The following is an 18,653-nucleotide window of genomic DNA, read 5'->3' as shown; positions in this document are numbered from 1 at the left end:
TATCGGATTTAGGTGCTCTGAATTTCTGGAAAAGATGCACTACTTAAATGGAATATACACTACTACAGATATCAGTTTTGATGATATTGTTGCATTATATCTTTCTGTAAAACCAGAATATCGTAAACACTCCGTATGGATAATGAATGATGAAACAGCACTTGCACTTCGTTCTATAAAAGATGCAAATGGCAGTTATATCTGGAGACATAGTGATGATACAATCTTCGGAAGACCAGTCATCAACACACCATATATGCCAAACATTGAAACCGGGACAAAACCCATCTCTTTCGGAGATTTATCCTACTACTGGATTATGGAACAAAGATCACTTTCTGTAAAAGTTCTTCGTGAACGTTATGCCATTGAAGGACTTATAGGTTTCGCAGCACATGAACACCTTGACGGAAAACTCATCCGACCAGAAGCAGTCAAAACATTTACCATAGCGTAAGATACAAACAGGAGCCGGTGTATGCCGACCCCTGTGTACATATTTTCCTTATTAAAATTTACTTTTTTCGCCACAAAATATAGCCTTTTTTACAAATAAACTGGCGAAACTTTTTATAAAAAACGCTTATATATTCTGGACTTTCTTGCGTTTTCCCCTCAAACAGGGTATCCCACCTGCTTAATTCTGCGAAAATTCTCGTTTGAGGAGGCAGCGGTCTTCCATCGGCAGATTGTAGAGATTTGATACCCCCGTCATTGGTTATATCTTCCTCTATCTTCCTCCATCTCATTTTCCAAACGAAATTTTTCTAGCATATTCTTCAAAATCTGCACATTGCGATATTCTTTCTCAAACTCTTCCATTATGTATCCTTCAATCGGTGGCATATACGGAATATGAATTCCGTACGAGAAATTGTCTTTCTTATTCCAATGCTTCACCACATATCTGTTAAATTCTTCTTTTTCTCTTTCAGAACTGAAAATTAATACACATTCCTCAAAACATCTATGTGCATGAGTTTCTTCATCTCCATCAGGTTCATAATAAAACTTATATATCGTATATCGCAATGTTCCTGCAATAAAATACTTATATACAATATCCCAATGATGATATTTTGTCAAAGAAATCCCTTCTGTCAGAGGTGTCGGTGTAAAATATCGTCCACCATCAAGAGATACACCTTCTATCTCTTCCAACATTGTTTGATGATAATATAACCTAATTTTTCTCCAATGTGGTCTGCTGTCTGTTTGATTGAACAGATAATACTGATATCCATTTCCATCATCGTCCAAGGTATACTCTATCGTAAATTCAGGATAATATTTATTATATTTCTTTTCTGACTCCCAATTAGTCGGTGAGTTTTCCCAATCTTCTTTAGACTGCAAGTAATATTTCATACGCTCTAATGGTGTTGTGATTAATCTAAATCGTTTCTTCCATAAATATTCGATATGGAAAATGTCTGCTGATTTGTTTTTAGGAGTATTACTGTCCATAATTCTTGTATAAATATTATTAGCCATTACTCCTTGAAAATTATCAGTAAGATAAAAAGGTGTCTCATAACTATTTTTTATTACAATAACATCTATTGCTCTTCCAGACAATTTTACTTCTTGAACATATACTATTGGACGAACACCACCTGCGAATTTTTTATCTCGCAGAAAGTCAACCATTTTCTGTGTGTTTTTACGATTCACGTCTGTAGTCACATCGACCAGTGAATAATCATTCTCTTCATCTACTCCGATAATAATATAGGCATCTCTATTTTCTAAATTATTCGCCATGCAAATTATATCATGTAATAAATCTGCTTTTTTATCTTGAGAATACCATTCACGTTTGAAATCCCAGTATCCGCCTTCCTGTTTTAAACGTATGATTTTTCTTATTTCAAAGAAATCCATGTCTATTTATTCTTCACCTTTCTTCTGATACAATTCCAACACCACGCACTATTAAATCAGCCGAATAGCAATCATCATGAACCTCTTTTCTGATTTCTGCAGCAAGTGATTTTAATGATTCATCATCCTTTAGTGGTATGTTTTTCGCATATTTTACAGCTTGAACCAATACACTTCTTCGTGAACTGCAATAAACAACATTCTGCTTATCCTGTCCAACAGTAGCAACAATATCGCATAATTCCTGTCCTTCTGGCAAAGTATAACAACGTTCTAATTGCTTAGAATAGTCGCGCTGATGATATCAATTCACTTGGTACAGGATCATGTCCACTTTTCAGGTGACTCGGTAATTCTTTGTTATAGGACGTTATATCCAAATCATAGGCCGCAAAAATGCCACCACACATGGATTTGATTGTATCTGCACTTCGTGTGCGGCTTTGATATATTAGGGTAATTATTGTTCCCAAGCATATCTGCTTCATTTTCACGACCTCCTATTGAATCATTACAATTCCAAAATTTCTATATCCATTTTTCTTCCTGAAAGGTACAAATCATATGCCATTGTTGCAGGAATCAACCTTGTTTTTATATCTTGAAGTCCCAAATTAGAAAGCATCTCCATTCGAACTTCACCCTTATCCTCTATCTCGTTGTTTTCTGTTGGAAGTAGAAAACAGTTCTTTACAGAAGAGAAATTATGGTCTTCAATAAACTGTTGATATGCCAATTGGTAAAGATACTGTTTGGTGATAGATTCTATGCCGGGCTGTCCTGTCGGAACAATTCCCTTTTCCAAATGGGCATTATAATATTTTGCATCAAATATAATAAATTGATGCTGTTCATTAACCATACAAATAGAAACTAAATCTGGTATCAATGTATCTTTTGCACACTTTCCTGTAATAGTCCACAATGGTTTCTCGATTAATTCAATAAGCTTCTGTCTTCTGTTATAACCTTCTTTCAATGGCACAGGCAGTTTTAAAATGCCAAGAGGGACATCCAACTGATTATCCATAATATCTGCACAAATTTTTTCCCATACCAGATTGAAGCTATTTGTTCCAAATAATGACAAGCACTCTGTATCGTAGAGACTTCCTCTTCTATCGATATAAGCATACATTGTCTTCAAAACCAACTGTTTTCTTGTGTTGAACTGAGTATTAAGTTCGTTTTCAATTCGATATAAAATATATTCTTTATCCCCGAAATCATCCAACTCTGCATCAGTAAGATCAACACCTGTCATCTCAAATAAATCAAGTAACTCTGCATCTTGGAGTTCTTTTGAAGCCATCGTTACTAAACACTCATGGAGCCTCTTGAAATAATCAAAATCATTGGTGACTCTTTTACGAGTTTGTAATTCTGTATAATACGGACGGTTCTCTGAAAGCAAAGTAAAGGTTTCATTAATAGTCTTATCCCACAGTATTTCACCAGAACCATTGCATTCAATAATATCTTCTGTATTGGTATATGCATCATTTTCAAAGTAATCCTGTAACAAAAATAACAGCACAGCCAACAGATTAAATGAGTTACTTTCACTGCTATCGTTGAACATACGAACAATCTGTTCTTTGGCATTATATTTTTCCAAAACCTTTATAACCTTTCGTAGTTCATCCGTAGGTTCCTTTGCGTTCAAAAGATATTTGGGATAACATTTCAGAACTCGTCCGGCTACAACAATAACTCCAACGAAGGTGAACACATAGAAATATTCATTTTCTCCTACTTCTACATCCACCATCTCGATATCCTCTTCTAACAGATCCGCCATATTTTTCTGAATATCAGAAGCCTTAACAGCCTTTAATACACCGAACTCCTTTAGTTTTCTGATTAACGGAATCGCATGTTCTTCACTGCACTTTAAAATGTGACACAATTCATTTTGTGTATATCTTTTTTGTTCTCGTACAAATTCAGAGATCATAATCAGACCTCCTTATTCTTGTGTGGTATCACCGTATTTTACATCCTCCACTTCACAATCTAACTGAATGTCATGATTAAAGATTCCGACACCTTTTGCTTCAAATTCTCTACAAATTTCTGAGTATCTGCTGCTATTTTGGAAACATCCCTCAAATAATCTAGGTCTCTTCTGTTTTGCTGCATCCTCAAACAAATACATAATAACTTTATTTTTAAAGGTATTAATGAATCTATCTCTATTAATCTCGTCACCATCTTTAGGTACAACAATGCTTCTTGAAATGAAATAAGGTCCAAGCTGTTTATCTTCGTTAATCTTCTCTTTTGCAAGAAAATTATTGATAGCTTTTCTTAACTTATTCCACTCCACTTTTTGGGATTTATCATCAGCAAGATATACATACTTGCCTTGGAGATCCTGATCGCTGTCATCAATTCCGATATATGTAAAATCCCATCTTCTCTTAAATGCTGTATCCATTGGGAATACACCCTGGTCTGCGCTATTCATAGTTGCCCAAATAAACATGTTATCCGGAATTTTTATTTTATTATAATCACTTGGATCCCCACCCAGTTCTTTCGCAAGATATTTTTTAACATCTTCGGTTGCCTGGATTGGATACTCGCTGACAAAATCATCACCTCTATCAAGCAACTGGAAAATGTCTCCGAATACAGCGGCTACATTTGCTCTGTTGATTTCTTCGATAATTAATAGGAATGGCTTAATATTATCCGTTCTGCTATTCTTCAGTGCCTTAACATACATACGCATGAAAGGTCCAGGAACATATTCATAGGAAATATCCTTCTTGCCACTTGATGGCTTTAAAAGATTTACATATGGTCTGATTGCCTTTCCATGATTGCGTTCTACACTATTATCACCTGCTGCGTCTGAACCATCAGCTTTTCTTGTCTTGAAACTTTCATCTGTATAAAGCCCCAACAAAAGTGGAAGTCTTGTTAATCCATCACCTTTGAATCTGTCATAGAGTTGATCATACTTTTCTTGTGCAGACTTTGTTTCATCAGTTAATACCGCCAAGACATCTTTTTCTGTTGCCAAAGAAATAACCTCTGCAGAATCATCAATCATTACCGGTTTATATGTTCCTACAAAATTTGCATAAGAATAATCTGGGTGAAAAGTTACACGTTCATAATCATCCTCATTGTCCTTGCCTAACAACTTCACGCGGTCGCTATTGATAGTAAAACTCTTACCAGTTCCCGGTGCACCGAAAAGAATTCTGTTTCTTGGAAATGGCGATTCGTAACCAGTCTTAAAAGGATCTTCCCGTTCCACATATGAATCATCTACAACTAATTCATCTAAATTTGCCAAAGCAGAATTTTCCATATATGGTCGATTGTCATAATATGTAAGGTAATCTAACAAATTATCCTTGTGAACTGCCGTGATATAAATTCCTAGTTTATTAGCAATACGTTCTATCCCCTTAGATGGCACATAGTCATTTGGAATAATTATTTGATTTCCAGGCCCATTTCTTGATCCATTTAAAGTGCCTGATATTTTTTCAATATCAGATTCATTACACTCTAAACTAAATGAATAATCATTATATTTGTCTACCGTATCGTTAACACCTATACAAAAGTATTTCATGTTGTTTGTAATCGCATAATTCCATGTTACTCCTCTTTCATAAGCGCCACTATCTCTTGTATCAAAATAATTCTTTGTATTATCTTGCTTATGAACCAAGGGATAAACAAAAACTGCGGCCTTTTCACCATTTGGCAAAGAGAATACGAACCCTCTGCGCTTTGTATTCTCTATTATTTGTTTTTCATCATCAGTTATTCCTAGATAACGATTTAGGGTTTCTAATGCTTGGTTTGTAGTGTATGCCACTTTTCATTACCTCCTAATTCCCATTCTCTGTGAGAATATCATAGACTGCATTTGCACAGCATTTTGCGGCAAGTGATGGAACTGCATTTCCTATCATTTTGTATAGTTCCATGTTACTACCTTCAAAAATATAATCATCTGCGAAGGTTTGCAGTCTAGCGGCCTCTCTAACCGTAAGGGTTCTGCATTGTGATGAATCTGGATGAATGTGTCTTAATCCATCTTTATATAAATGTGCAGGTATTAAATTACTTGGTTCATCCCACTTGATGACATGATATTTATGAACATTTGAATTCTTTCCTGTCATCTTTGTATATAATTCTTTTAGTGCAGAAATCGATACATATTTATTTCTTCCGGATTCAATATCCTCTGTCAAAAGTTTAAAAATCCCAACATCTCGATCACTCTGCCATCTAGCTACATGATTTGCAACCATGGGATCTGGTAATGAATGTCTTGTTCTAGCCCCATTATATTTCGAGTCTTCTTCCTGTGGGTATAATTTAGGCAAATCACCAATAGCTTCTCTTACCGTTATTTTTCTAGAAGATTTATATTTTGACAAAACAGAAAAATAGAAAGATTTCACAATTTCCTCACTATTTTCTTTAAATAAATCTTTTCGCACACCAAAAATGATTACTCTCTTACGATTCTGAGGAACCCCATACTCAGTAAAATCTATAACAGCTTTTTTCAAATCTTTCATGATATGATAGCCAACTGTTTCAAAACTCTCTTGAATAATATCAATTATCGGCCTATCTCCAGGTTTTGCACTTAATATCCCTGGGACATTTTCAAATAAAAATGCTTTAGGTTTATATCTTTCAAGAACCTTTATATAACTTTCAAAAAGGTAATTTCTGTAGTCATTTTTCATTCCATGTTCGTCCCGTACTCTTCCTGCAATCGAATATGCCTGACATGGAGGTCCACCAATAATCACATCAATCCCATCTGCATCTTCAATGAGTTTATCCAAGCCTATAGATGAACCATAGACTGGATCATCAGTCCACCCTTTAAATAAATCATCAGTTCTTTGTATGTCAAACCTTAGGACTCTCTGATCCGCATCCGAATACTTCCATTTTGTTCTTAATCTGTTTTCGAGATTTTGACATGGCACCTTTTCCCATTCAACTGCTGCAATAGTATCGTAATGCCCTGATTGTTCAAAGCCATCCATAAGGCCCCCACATCCAGCAAATAAGTCGATTGCTTTAATCTTAGCCATTATTTTTCTCTCCTATAATTTCTAGTATAGCTTTTCCTAATGCTTCACCTAACAAAGGTGGAACCGCATTTCCAACCTGTCTATCTTGCTTTGTTCTGGTTCCTGTAAACACAAAATCATCTGGGAATGATTGAATTCTTGCACTTTCTCTTACAGTTGGGACACGGTTCAATTCATAGTGAAAAAGATTTCTATGTCCTGTATCTACAGTTCGTGCCGGAGCATTACCATCCAATCGTGTCCAAGCCATATGAAATTTTCTGCTCTCTCCAACCCCTGCAGGCAAGTCCTTATAATTACCACCTTCCGGAACTAATGCGATAGTTTCTTTCACAAAATCTTTATGATTTGTTGCAACATGGTTTGAAAGAACCATACAGTTCTTCCTCATCATTTTCTGATACTCTGTAACTGCATCTTGCGAATAAACATCTTCGTTCGTGCCTAATTCATTATTTCTTGTAGGTAAATCCGATATTGCCTCACGGCAAGTACGATAAGGTCTATCTGTTCCCGGGCCAAACTGAGCTTCTGGAAAACAAGGTTCTCCTAAGTCTTTTCTAATTCCCATAAAAATCAGACGTTTTCTCATCTGTGGCACTCCATAATCACAGGCTTTTAATACTTCACAATCAATATTATATCCCATATCTCGAAATCTCTTGAGAATTTCTTCCTTGATTTGACCTTTATATAAAGTTGCCATTCCTGGAACATTCTCAATAATAAAAGCTTTAGGCTTATACTGTTTTACCATTTCAATTACAGCTAGATATAATTTATTTCTCTCGTCATCAAAATTACGAGGTCCTGTTAATGAAAATCCCTGGCAAGGTGGTCCTGCAATAATTACATCTATTGTTTTATCTCTAGCTATTTTCTTTATCTCATCAAACGTTTCCTGCTTGGATAAATCTGCATTCAACGGCTTTGCACCATTATGGTTAAGTGCGAATGTGTTAAGGGCATCTTGGTCATTGTCAACGCCAACAATGATATCAAATCCCGCATCCATAAATCCTTTCGATAATCCACCGCATCCTGCGAATAAATCTATTGCATTCATTTATTTGTTATCCTCCGTTAGTTTTTCTTGTTTAAACTCACAAATATCAGAAATATCGCAATCTAAACTTGAACATATTTTCATTAGCACTTCCATGCTAACAACTTGATTTTTACTTAACTTTGCAAGTGTATTTGTCCCAATACCCGTAACTTTTCTCAAATCACTCTTATTGGGCATTCCTTTATCAATCATTAATTTCCATAATTTATTATAGCTTACTTCCATCTCTTTCCTCCGATTCAGATGCATAATCAAACCCAATTTATATTATATATAGAGAAATCATTTTTATCAATGGAGAAATAAAATATTTCGCCCTTTATATATTTAAGACTGAACCCCTCTAGGGTTCAACTTCTTGTTATTTATTTCCTAGTGTCAACCCTGCTGAGTAAACCAATACCCACTCAGCTATCTGCAAGCATCAAAAAAGGACTTTCCGCAAGACTTCATATATCTTTTAACGCTAGTCTTTGAGAAAGTCCTTTGTTTTTTACACTATATTTACTTGTTAGGGTTCACCTTCGACATCAAGACTACCATCTCCACATGAAATTATTAGGCTATTTCATGCATAATCGGTTATAGCACTATTTTTCAATGATTATAGCGTCTTTTCTTGTTCTTAATCATCTACTCAGTCCTCTTGCGAAAATAGGCTATTTTATTAGATTATTCATTTTAAGAGCCTTTTCAATTCTGGATTGAAATTCTTCCTCTTGTTCAAGTTCATAATTTTCTTCTATCTCTGCTTCGCATTGTGGACATATATATTCCTTCAAAAACACATCATCCCCAAATGAAAATTCTGATAAATTATCAATGCCATAAAAATTCCCGCATACTTCACATTTATAATACATTTCATCTGGGTTCAAAGGATGAAGACTGATTATTCCGTTTTTACCTGATGTTCTTAAATAAAGCATAAAGATAATATCTCCGTTACTATTTTGGCACTACCATATATCACTCTTTTCTTCTATATTATCAAGTAACATAGAACACAAAAATTCATCTAATTTTCATCAACTAACTGTGTTAATTATGCTTTTTAGAGCCGTACTTGGTTTGCTTTCTTTTAGGACCATCTTCCGTTTGCTCCATATTACTGCGTTTATTTTTCGCAAATCACAAGTAAACACTTCTGTATAATCGACCCAATCTCAATATTCCTGTCTATCCAACCATAAAATTTCCTAGATTTTTCAAGGCTTTTAGGACATTTTTTGCGGTATTATTTCCAGTAACCAAAACTATCGAAATTGCCTTATTTCAAGCCTTTTTTACACTTTTACTTGTGTACCTTAGTCAACAGAACTACGCTCTCCACATGCACCGTATGAGGGAACTGATCCACCGCGCGCACCTTCGTAAGCTCGTAGCCTTTCTCGCGCAGGAACTTCACATCCCTTGCGAGTGTTGCGCTGTCGCAGCTGACATACACAACACGCTCCGGCTGCATGTCAACAATCGTCTGAAGCAGCGATTCCTCGCAGCCTTTGCGCGGCGGATCGACAACAATCACATCTGCGTGTGCTTTCTCACCATTGTGCGTCTTCGCATATTCTTTATAATAATCCGGCAGAACTTCCTCGGCTTTTCCGACATAAAATTCTGCATTTTTAATTCCGTTAATCTTAGCATTATTTTTTGCATCATCAATCGCCTGCGGCACGATCTCCACACCGTACACCCGCTTTGCCTTCTGAGCAAGGAACAGGGAAATTGTTCCGATTCCGCAGTACAGATCCCACACCGTTTCCTCACCGGTCAGGTCTGCATAATCCAACGCCAGCTCATATAATTTCTCTGTCTGCACCGGATTCACCTGATAAAATGACAGTGGTGAAATCTGATACTTTACATTTCCGATATAGTCTGTGATAAATGTCTGTCCCCACAGAAGTTTAATCTTATCTCCCATAATAACATTCGTCTTTGCACGATTCACATTAACAGTAATACTTGTCATTCCCGGAATTTTTCGCAGACGCTCCACAAGAACTTCTGCGTGCGGCAGTTTTTCTCCATTTAAGATCAGACAGACCATAATCTCATCGGTTTTGAAACCGTAACGAATCAACACATGGCGCACAAGACCGGTATGCTTTTCTTCATTATAAGATAGAATCTTGTATTCTTCCATAAATGCAAGAATACACTCCAGAATCTCTTTATTTACCGGAACACCAAGAATGCAGTCTGTATTTGAAATAATATTGTGCGTTCTTCCGGCATAAAATCCGGCAATCACATGTCCTTCTTTATCTGTGCCGATTGGAAACTGTGCCTTATTCCTGTAACAGAACGGCTGATAGTCCGCTGCACCTGCCTTTTCAGTACCCGCAGCAGCCGCAACTTCTGCGGTTTCGCCGCGTTCCATCCCAACAACCGGCTCCATGATCTCATCTAAAAGCTCCGCTGGCACACCACCGATCCGTTCCAGATTGCCGCACACTTTTCCCTCTTTAAATGCAAGCTGCGCCGAATATTTCATTTCCTGAATCTGACAGCCACCACATTTTCTCGCCATCGGACATGCCGGTGTCTTCACTCTCGCCTCGGACGACGTCAGGATCTTCTGTAATCTCGCATAGCCATAGTGCTTCTTCGCTTTCATGACTTTCGCTTCGATCACATCTCCGATCATGGCATCTTTAATAAAGAGGGTATAGCCATCAACTTTGCCTATGCCCTCTCCATTTACGCCGATATCTTCAATTGTAACTGTTACAACATTGTTTTTTTGCATATCTTTCTCCACTTAAATTGAATCTTATCGCTGCATCTTTGTAATTTTATTTTCCTACACAATCGTCTTTCTCAGATTGGATTCAAATAACCGGTTGTATCCAAGCCAGTCATTGTTCTTCTTGTCTTTGAAAAGTTCCGTCAGTGTCTGCATCTTCGCATCGGTTGCATCTGCGAAATTCAGTGCCAGTGCCTCTGCCAGCGCAGGTTTCTTCGGTGAACCATACTCTAATTCTCCATGATGCGCAACGATACAGTGCTTTAATTCACTTGCCAACTGCTCCGGAAATCCCGGAATACTTCTGACTGCATCAGAGATCATCTCCACACCGATCACGATATGTCCAAGCAGCTGTCCATCGTCTGTATAATCATTTGTCGGGAACGGTGACAATTCTTTTGTCTTTCCGATATCGTGACAAATGGCTGCAGCATATAGCAGATCTTTGTTGAGAATCGGATATGCACTCACCATGTATTCGCACATTTTCACGACGCTTAATGTATGTTCCAGAAGTCCTCCGGCAAATCCATGATGAACGGTCTTTGCTGCAGAATGTCCGACAAATGTCTTGATAAATGCTTCATCATTTACAAAATAATACTCTACCGCCTGACGCAGATAGTCATTATCGATCTTCTTCACATATCCGATCAGTTCTTCAAACATACTGTCTGTGCTTTTCTCGGTTGTCGGCATGTAGTCTGCTGCCACATACTCATCTTCATACGCCTTACGGATCTGACGGATATTGAGCTGCAGATTGTTATTATAACTGATCACATCGCCAAATACTTCGATAAAATCCATCTCATCATAGTCTGCGATTCCATTAGAATTCGGATCCCAGACCTTTCCGTCCAGTGTTCCTGTCTTATCCTGCAGGATCAGATTGTCATATGGCTTCCCGTTTCTTGTCTCTGCGCTTCTTTTTCCTTTGCACAGATAAATATTTCGGATGGTTTCGCCTTCTACTAATGTGTTGATATATCTCATATTTTATAGCCTCTTTCTATTATTTATTTCCCACTGTAGCATTAAAATGCACAGCAACATACTGATCTTTCGCACCGCGTCTGTAACCTTTGATCAACAAATGTGTGCCTTCTTTTTCTTCCATCAAAAGTTCATGATACTGTTCAAAATTCTCTATATCTGTTCCTCCTATCGCAGTCAGCACATCCCCGCTCTGGATACCGGCACGCATCGCCGGAGAATCTGCTTCTACTTTATCTACATAGATTCCTCTTGGAATCCCGCGATCTTCCGCTATATTCTCGGACACATCCGTTGCATGGATTCCGATGTACGGAACGCTCTCTCCGTTCGCCAGAAACTGCATAACATCTTTGATGTCTGAAATCGCATATGCATGCATCAGTTCTTCTTTCGCATCTTCGCCTGCCGCATCACAGATAATTCCAACCACTTCTCCCTGCCGGTTAAACATAATACCACTGCCTCCGGTAAATCCGGCAAGCTCTGCTCCCAGAATATGATATGTACCATCAGCCCACTCTGCTTTCTCGGTACTGGATCTCAGCACACCATATCCCACTGCATCGCCCTGCCCGAAAAGCATACCAAGCAACACGGTGGTGTCACCCTTCTTCACCTCATAGGAACTGCCAAGCGCTGCAAGCCGGATACTCTTTGCCGTCTTTTCTTCCAGCTGTGATTCCTTCACTGCGTAAATCGTCAGTTCTAGATTCGCATCGCTCTTCTTCTCTGTAACCCGATACTTTTTTCCATCACAGAATGTTGCCTGGATCTGCTGTGTTTCTCCCACTTCCATCGTCGGTCCCAGGATCAGAAGTTCCTGCCCGTTGTCTGCGATCAGGACACCGGATACCGACTGACTCTCACTGACAAACTCTTTATTGCCAATCGTTGCACCCGTCAGTACAAGAAGCGATACTACACTTTTCTTTCCTTTCTTCGCAACATCACTTAATGACTTCACAGACTTGCTGTAATTATCTTTCTTCTGTCCGTTTCCATCTTTCCCGGATCTGTCTGTTTCATTTTCTGCAGTCTGCTTCGTGTCTCTTGGAATCGTCACTTCATCCGGATCGCCGGACATTCTGCTTTCCACCCATGGTTTGAACACACTAAAAGTAAAGCAGGCAACCAGTCCGATAAAAATTCCCACGCCTATCTTACGCAGAATTCTCTTCTTCCGCTTTCCTGTGCCACCCACTTCATCTTTGATGACTTCCTGTAAAAAAGAATACTCCGGAGTCTCGTTCATTTCTGATTCTTCTTGCTGTCTTTTTTGCTCATCCATAGGTCTTCGCGTCTCCTTCGCAATCCTTTTTCTAGTATAGCGTATCACCTGCAAATGTTCAATATTTATCCTTTTCTTTATCCTGCAAATAAGGTAGAATATATCCAGGTGAGAATTATGAATAAGAAAACATTAGCAAAACTGGAATATAACAAAATTATCGAACAATTAATAGAACATGCCTCTTCTTTCAGTGGAAAAGAACTGTGCAGAAGACTGAAACCGATGACAGACATTTCTGCCATCAGGAGCGCGCAGGATGAGACTGCGGCCGCTTTTACAAGGATCGTGAAGAAGGGACGCCCGTCTTTTAGCGGCTGCAATCCGGTCAACGATTCCATCCGCCGACTAGAGATCGGCGGAGTGCTCGGAAGCGGGGAACTTCTCCGCATCTGCAAATTATTAGAGACTGCCGGTCGTGCAAGAGCTTATGGCAGACATGACAATGCCGATGAGATGGAAGATTGTCTGGACGGCTATTTTGAACAGCTCAATCCGGTAACCATTCTGGTAAATGAGATCCGCCGCTGCGTTATCGACGAGGATGAAATCAGTGACGATGCCAGTCCAGGATTAAAACATGTCCGCCGGGCAATGAACCAGATCAATGACAAAGTACACGCCACTCTTTCCAATATGGTAAATGGATCTCTCCGCACTTATTTACAGGATCCGATCATTACGATGCGTGGCGACCGCTATTGCATCCCGGTCAAAGCTGAGTACCGCAGCCAGGTTTCCGGTATGATCCACGATCAGTCTGCAACCGGTTCTACACTTTTCATTGAACCGATGGCTGTCGTAAAACTGAATAACGATTTAAAAGAATTATATGGGCAGGAGCAGGAAGAGATTCAGAAGGTTCTGGCACGTCTGAGTGCAGACGCTGCCGAATATACAACGGAAATCCACACCTGTTATACAATCCTGCGTCAGCTTGATTTTATTTTCGCAAAGGGTGCGCTTGCACTTGATATGAATGCGAGCCAGCCGATTTTTAACACGGAAGGAAGAATCCACATCCGGGAAGGAAGACATCCCCTTTTAGATAAGAAAAATGTCGTTCCGATCACGCTTACACTGGGGGATACATTTGATCTTCTCATTGTCACCGGACCGAATACCGGTGGTAAGACGGTTTCGCTTAAGACCGTTGGCCTTTTTACTCTGATGGGACAGGCAGGGCTTCACATTCCGGCACTGGACCGTTCCGAGCTTGCCGTATTTCATGATGTATATGCCGATATCGGAGACGAGCAGAGCATTGAACAAAGCCTCAGTACATTCTCTTCTCATATGACGAATATCGTTTCCTTTTTGAAACAGGTAGACGAACACTCTCTCGTTCTTTTTGATGAGCTGGGTGCCGGAACTGATCCGACCGAAGGTGCAGCACTTGCGACTTCTATTTTGAATCATCTTCACAGCCGCGGCATCCGCACGATGGCAACAACGCATTACAGCGAACTGAAAGTCTATGCACTGTCTACGCCGGGCGTGGAAAATGCGTCCTGTGAGTTCGACGTTGAGACGCTCCGCCCGACCTACAGGCTTCTGATCGGCATTCCTGGAAAAAGTAACGCTTTTGCTATCGCTTCCAGACTGGGGATTCCGGATTACATCATCGAAGATGCGAAGACACATCTGACCGAACAGGATGAATCTTTCGAGGACATTCTGACAGATCTGGAGACGAGCCGTAAGACATTGGACAAAGAGCGTGAGACGATCGCTGCTTACAAGCGTGAGATCGAACGCCTGAAAATGGAAACCTCCCAGAAGCAGGAGAAGTTAGAAGCCCAGCGAGACCGTATTTTACGTGAGGCAAATGAAAAAGCACATGCTATTCTGGAAGATGCCAAAGAGACTGCCGATGAGACAATGCGAAATTTCCACAAATTCGGCAAGGCGAATATTTCTGCCGCCGAGATGGAGAAAGAACGTGAACGTCTCCGCAAGAAGATGGCGAAAACCCGTTCCGGCATGACACCAGAACCAGCGAAACCGAAGAAACAATACAAACCGTCAGATTTCAAACTTGGCGAATCGGTTAAGGTTCTGAGCATGAATCTTACCGGTTCGGTTGTATCTCTTCCGGATGCAAAGGGCAATCTGGATGTACAGATGGGAATTTTACGCTCCAAAGTAAACATTTCCGATTTGGAGATCATCGACGAGAAGCCGAACTATCTTCAAAAGACAGCGAAGCGTACCGGCAAAGGCAAGATCAAGATGAACAAATCACTTACCGTTGCTACTGAGATCAATTTACTCGGTAAGACAGTCGATGAAGCGGTCGCTGAACTGGACAAATATCTGGATGACGCGAGCCTTGCACATTTAAGCTCTGTCCGCATTGTCCACGGAAAAGGAACCGGTGCACTGCGTCAGGGCATCCACAAATACCTGAAGCGCCAGAAACATGTCAAATCCTTCCGGCTCGGTGCTTTCGGAGAAGGTGACGCCGGAGTTACAATCGCAGAACTCAGATAGAACACTGCGAACGAAGGGAGACTATTTTATATGGTAAATAAACAGAAAATTTTAATCGTAGACGATGATGAAAATATCGCCGAACTGATTTCCTTATATTTAACAAAAGAATGTTTTGACACGATGATGGTCCATGACGGTGAAGAAGCACTTGTCGCATTTGACACTTACCAGCCGAATCTGATGCTTCTGGATCTCATGCTTCCGGGCATTGACGGCTATCAGGTCTGCCGTGAGATCCGTGCAAGATCGAACACACCGATCATTATGCTGTCTGCCAAAGGCGAGGTTTTTGACAAAGTACTTGGGCTGGAAATGGGCGCTGATGATTATATTATGAAACCATTTGATTCCAAAGAAATGGTTGCCCGTGTAAAAGCTGTTCTCCGTCGCTACCAACCGGGACAGAAGATGGAATCTCCGGTGGAAGACAAAAGTAAGCGTGTCGAATATCCGGGCATTTCCATTAACCTTACCAACTATTCGGTTATTGTGGATGGCCAGACTGTCGATATGCCGCCAAAGGAACTGGAACTTCTCTATTTCCTTGCTGCTTCTCCGAATCAGGTATTCACAAGAGAGCAGCTTCTGGATCAGATCTGGGGATATGAATACATTGGCGATACCCGTACAGTAGACGTACATATCAAACGTCTCCGCGAGAAGATCAAAGATCATGCTACATGGGGACTTGCTACTGTCTGGGGTATTGGTTACAAATTTGAAGTAAAATAAGAAATAAACCACAGAGGCACTACATGAAAAGTACATTATATTTGAAATTTGTTATTGTATATATCATTTTCGGTTTCCTGAGCCTTTTTACGATCGCAACACTCGGCTCTGGCTTAGTCAGTGATCCGCTGACAGCCAACACCGGTTCATCCGTTCATCAGGAAGCGAATATCATTGCAACGAATTACCTGCCGCAATATTTTTATGGAAATATTACGCTCAACGATGTTCATCTGCAACTGTCCGGTATCGAATCGCATCTGAATGCTGCATGCTGGTTTGTTGACCGCAACGGCAAAGTGCTGACCTCGGCATCCTCCGGTGATTTTCCTTCCGCTCCGACCAGAATTGCGAACTTTGATCCGGCAGAAATTGGCAATAACCAATATGAGGTCAGTGATTACCACGGTTACTTTAATGAAGATGTACTCACGGTCATTGCACCAGTGAACAGTAACTATACTTCTCAGGGATATTTGATCATCCACAAAGACTTGAGCAGTGTTTCCGAGACACAGCATTATCTTCTGAATGCAGCTTATACGTGCTTTCTCGTCATCTACATTCTGTCCTTTATGATTCTGCTGGCGTTCCAGTTTTTCGTTTACCGGCCGCTCAGCAAGATCACGGAAGCCGCCAAGCAGTATGCTTCCGGCAATCTGGATTACGAGATACCTGTCAACACCGAAGACGAGATGGGATACCTTTCCGCATCCCTCAACTATATGTCTTCCCAGCTTCGGGATATGGAAGACTACCAGAAGAAATTTGTTGCAAATGTCTCCCATGATTTCCGTTCTCCGCTGACCTCCATCAAAGGCTATGTGGAAGCGATGGCAGATGGTACGATCCCGCCGGAATTACAGGGAAAATATCTGAAAATCATTTTATTTGAGACAGAGCGTCTGACGGATTTGACGCACGATCTTCTGACGTTGAATGAATTTGATACGGAACATCTTCTGTTAGATAAAGTGTCATTTGATATTCATGAGATAATCAAAAACGTAGCCGCTTCCTTTGAAGGGCGCTGCACCCAGAAGAAGATTTCGATTGAACTTCTTTTCGCAACCAAACATCTCTATATCTTTGCAGACAAGAGGAAGATCCAGCAGGTTCTTTATAATCTGATCGATAATGCGATCAAATTCAGTGATCAGGATTCTTCCATTACGATCGAGACAACCGAGCGTGGCGATAAAGTTTACACGTCTGTCAAAGATTACGGTATCGGTATTCCGCGAAATGCACTGAATAAGATCTGGGAACGTTTTTACAAAACTGATCTTTCCCGTGGCAAAGATAAGAAAGGAACCGGACTCGGTCTTGCCATCGTCAAAGAAGCCATACAGGCTCATGGAGAAAATATCAACGTTATCAGCACAGAAGGTGTCGGAACAGAATTTATCTTCTCCCTGCCGAAATCATCTGAAACGAGCAAATAGGCAGAGAAACTGACTTATAAAAACAAGTCAATTTCTCTGCTATTTGTGCCACTCATATCTGTATTCTCCTATATTCTATGTTTAGAAACATGTAAATGCTCCGTCGATCACGAAATCAGATCCGGTTGTAAATGTGCTTGTATCACCTGCCAGATATACACAAATGGATTCCAGTTCTTCCGGTTTACCCATTCTTCCAAGTGGCGCCATCTCGTTCCATTTCTCGATCAGCGGAATCAGTGTCGGAGAGTTCAGTGTCAGTTCTGTGCCGATATATCCAGGGCTGATGCAGTTGACACGCACACCGCGTTTTGCCCACTCGATCGCGAGAGATTTTGTCAACTGGATCACACCTGCTTTAGATGCATTGTATGCACACTGTGGCTGTGGGACATTAACAATATGTGCAGACATGGATGCAGTATTGATGATAGATCCGCCGCCGTGAGCCAGCATATATTTTCCTGCTGCGATATCTGTTAAGAAAATACCGTTCAGGTTGATGTTAATAACCTTTGACCACTGCTCATAAGTCATCTCTTCTGCCGGCGCGTTGATGCAGATACCTGCGTTGTTATGACAGAAATCCAGTCCGCCAAGTTCCTTTACAACTGTCTCTACCATCTCGTCAACCTGCTCTTTGTTCGTGCAGTCTGTCTGGATCGCAATGACTTTTCTTCCTGTCTTCTCAGCCAATTCTGCCGCTGTCTTCTTTGCTTCCTCGATATCAAGGTCAACGATTGCCACATCAGCTCCTGCCTCTGCAAATGCAGTTGCGGTACATTTACCGATTCCTCTTGCTGCTCCTGTTACAAAACCTTTCTTTCCATCCAGTCTCATTTTCTCAATAATTCCCATGATGATTCCTCCTTATTTATAGTGTGTTTTTACGTTT

16 protein-coding genes are annotated in these 18,653 nt (G+C 40.2%); 4 read left to right on the top strand and 12 right to left on the bottom strand.

Annotated elements, in window-relative coordinates:
• Positions 1-457: phage major capsid protein (locus DWY31_RS12560; protein WP_147364905.1), on the top strand; the 457-nt coding region annotated here is incomplete at its 5' end.
• Between the two features lie 254 nt (positions 458-711).
• Here DWY31_RS12560 and DWY31_RS12555 read toward each other — a convergent pair.
• The 11 genes from DWY31_RS12555 to DWY31_RS12500 form a co-directional block, all read right to left on the bottom strand.
• Positions 712-1,884 carry an AlbA family DNA-binding domain-containing protein gene (locus DWY31_RS12555; protein WP_118520800.1) on the bottom strand — a complete coding sequence of 391 codons (1,173 nt, stop codon included), beginning with the start codon at positions 1,882-1,884 and terminating at the stop codon, positions 712-714.
• Between the two features lie 13 nt (positions 1,885-1,897).
• Positions 1,898-2,143, bottom strand: a complete 246-nt coding sequence (locus DWY31_RS12550) for a hypothetical protein (RefSeq protein WP_118520798.1) — start codon at positions 2,141-2,143, stop codon at positions 1,898-1,900.
• A 252-nt stretch (positions 2,144-2,395) separates the two neighbouring features.
• Complete coding sequence (locus DWY31_RS12540; RefSeq protein ID WP_243060585.1) at positions 2,396-3,841, bottom strand: LlaJI family restriction endonuclease; 1,446 nt, start codon at positions 3,839-3,841, stop codon at positions 2,396-2,398.
• A gap of 12 nt (positions 3,842-3,853) precedes the next feature.
• Positions 3,854-5,728: a hypothetical protein gene (locus tag DWY31_RS12535; protein WP_118520792.1), complete on the bottom strand. Its 1,875-nt coding sequence runs from the start codon at positions 5,726-5,728 to the stop codon at positions 3,854-3,856.
• Between the two features lie 13 nt (positions 5,729-5,741).
• Complete coding sequence (locus DWY31_RS12530; protein ID WP_118520790.1) at positions 5,742-6,974, bottom strand: DNA cytosine methyltransferase; 1,233 nt, start codon at positions 6,972-6,974, stop codon at positions 5,742-5,744.
• Positions 6,967-8,040: a DNA cytosine methyltransferase gene (locus DWY31_RS12525; protein ID WP_118520788.1), complete on the bottom strand. Its 1,074-nt coding sequence runs from the start codon at positions 8,038-8,040 to the stop codon at positions 6,967-6,969. The genes DWY31_RS12530 and DWY31_RS12525 overlap by 8 nt, the downstream gene beginning before the upstream one ends.
• Positions 8,041-8,268 (bottom strand): helix-turn-helix domain-containing protein, encoded by a 228-nt coding sequence (locus DWY31_RS12520; RefSeq protein WP_118520787.1) that lies wholly within the window; start codon positions 8,266-8,268, stop codon positions 8,041-8,043.
• A 434-nt stretch (positions 8,269-8,702) separates the two neighbouring features.
• The gene (locus DWY31_RS12515) at positions 8,703-8,972 is read right to left on the bottom strand and encodes a hypothetical protein (protein ID WP_118520785.1); all 270 of its coding nucleotides are present in this window, start codon (positions 8,970-8,972) and stop codon (positions 8,703-8,705) included.
• A 365-nt stretch (positions 8,973-9,337) separates the two neighbouring features.
• Positions 9,338-10,798 (bottom strand): 23S rRNA (uracil(1939)-C(5))-methyltransferase RlmD, encoded by a 1,461-nt coding sequence (rlmD, locus tag DWY31_RS12510; protein ID WP_118520783.1) that lies wholly within the window; start codon positions 10,796-10,798, stop codon positions 9,338-9,340.
• Between the two features lie 54 nt (positions 10,799-10,852).
• On the bottom strand, positions 10,853-11,794 hold the full coding sequence (locus DWY31_RS12505) for a 3'-5' exoribonuclease YhaM family protein (protein ID WP_021860263.1): 942 nt from the start codon (positions 11,792-11,794) through the stop codon (positions 10,853-10,855).
• 19 nt (positions 11,795-11,813) lie between these two features.
• Positions 11,814-13,085: a S1C family serine protease gene (locus DWY31_RS12500; RefSeq protein WP_118520781.1), complete on the bottom strand. Its 1,272-nt coding sequence runs from the start codon at positions 13,083-13,085 to the stop codon at positions 11,814-11,816.
• 117 nt (positions 13,086-13,202) lie between these two features.
• On the opposite strand from DWY31_RS12500, the gene DWY31_RS12495 reads away from it, so the two are divergent.
• Genes DWY31_RS12495 through DWY31_RS12485 form a run of 3 tightly spaced genes read left to right on the top strand, consistent with a single transcriptional unit; the run spans position 13,203 to position 17,758 of the window.
• Positions 13,203-15,578 (top strand): endonuclease MutS2, encoded by a 2,376-nt coding sequence (locus tag DWY31_RS12495; protein ID WP_118520779.1) that lies wholly within the window; start codon positions 13,203-13,205, stop codon positions 15,576-15,578.
• Positions 15,579-15,608: 30 nt separating this feature from the next.
• Positions 15,609-16,313 (top strand): response regulator transcription factor, encoded by a 705-nt coding sequence (locus tag DWY31_RS12490; protein ID WP_021860266.1) that lies wholly within the window; start codon positions 15,609-15,611, stop codon positions 16,311-16,313.
• A 23-nt stretch (positions 16,314-16,336) separates the two neighbouring features.
• Complete coding sequence (locus tag DWY31_RS12485) at positions 16,337-17,758, top strand: HAMP domain-containing sensor histidine kinase (protein ID WP_118520777.1); 1,422 nt, start codon at positions 16,337-16,339, stop codon at positions 17,756-17,758.
• A gap of 81 nt (positions 17,759-17,839) precedes the next feature.
• Here DWY31_RS12485 and DWY31_RS12480 read toward each other — a convergent pair whose 3' ends face one another.
• Positions 17,840-18,616, bottom strand: coding sequence for an SDR family oxidoreductase (locus DWY31_RS12480; RefSeq protein ID WP_021860268.1), 777 nt, complete (start codon positions 18,614-18,616; stop codon positions 17,840-17,842).
• Between the last annotated feature and the right edge of the window lie 37 nt (positions 18,617-18,653).

Source organism: Dorea sp. AF24-7LB, from assembly GCF_003478575.1.
In the GTDB taxonomy this organism is placed as follows: domain Bacteria; phylum Bacillota; class Clostridia; order Lachnospirales; family Lachnospiraceae; genus Dorea_D; species Dorea_D hominis.
The sequence above is the reverse complement of the archived record's forward strand: the minus strand, read 5'-3'. Positions and strand labels throughout refer to the sequence as shown.

Excerpts from the sequence above, each read along its gene's own strand:
- DWY31_RS12555 (WP_118520800.1), bottom strand. The coding sequence starts at position 1,884 with ATGGATTTCTTTGAAATAAGAAAAATCATACGTTTAAAACAGGAAGGC.
- DWY31_RS12540 (WP_243060585.1), bottom strand. The coding sequence starts at position 3,841 with ATGATCTCTGAATTTGTACGAGAACAAAAAAGATATACACAAAATGAA.
- DWY31_RS12530 (WP_118520790.1), bottom strand. The coding sequence starts at position 6,974 with ATGGCTAAGATTAAAGCAATCGACTTATTTGCTGGATGTGGGGGCCTT.
- DWY31_RS12525 (WP_118520788.1), bottom strand. The coding sequence starts at position 8,040 with ATGAATGCAATAGATTTATTCGCAGGATGCGGTGGATTATCGAAAGGA.
- DWY31_RS12520 (WP_118520787.1), bottom strand. The coding sequence starts at position 8,268 with ATGGAAGTAAGCTATAATAAATTATGGAAATTAATGATTGATAAAGGA.
- DWY31_RS12515 (WP_118520785.1), bottom strand. The coding sequence starts at position 8,972 with ATGCTTTATTTAAGAACATCAGGTAAAAACGGAATAATCAGTCTTCAT.
- rlmD (WP_118520783.1), bottom strand. The coding sequence starts at position 10,798 with ATGCAAAAAAACAATGTTGTAACAGTTACAATTGAAGATATCGGCGTA.
- DWY31_RS12505 (WP_021860263.1), bottom strand. The coding sequence starts at position 11,794 with ATGAGATATATCAACACATTAGTAGAAGGCGAAACCATCCGAAATATT.
- DWY31_RS12500 (WP_118520781.1), bottom strand. The coding sequence starts at position 13,085 with ATGGATGAGCAAAAAAGACAGCAAGAAGAATCAGAAATGAACGAGACT.
- DWY31_RS12495 (WP_118520779.1), top strand. The coding sequence starts at position 13,203 with ATGAATAAGAAAACATTAGCAAAACTGGAATATAACAAAATTATCGAA.
- DWY31_RS12490 (WP_021860266.1), top strand. The coding sequence starts at position 15,609 with ATGGTAAATAAACAGAAAATTTTAATCGTAGACGATGATGAAAATATC.
- DWY31_RS12485 (WP_118520777.1), top strand. The coding sequence starts at position 16,337 with ATGAAAAGTACATTATATTTGAAATTTGTTATTGTATATATCATTTTC.
- DWY31_RS12480 (WP_021860268.1), bottom strand. The coding sequence starts at position 18,616 with ATGGGAATTATTGAGAAAATGAGACTGGATGGAAAGAAAGGTTTTGTA.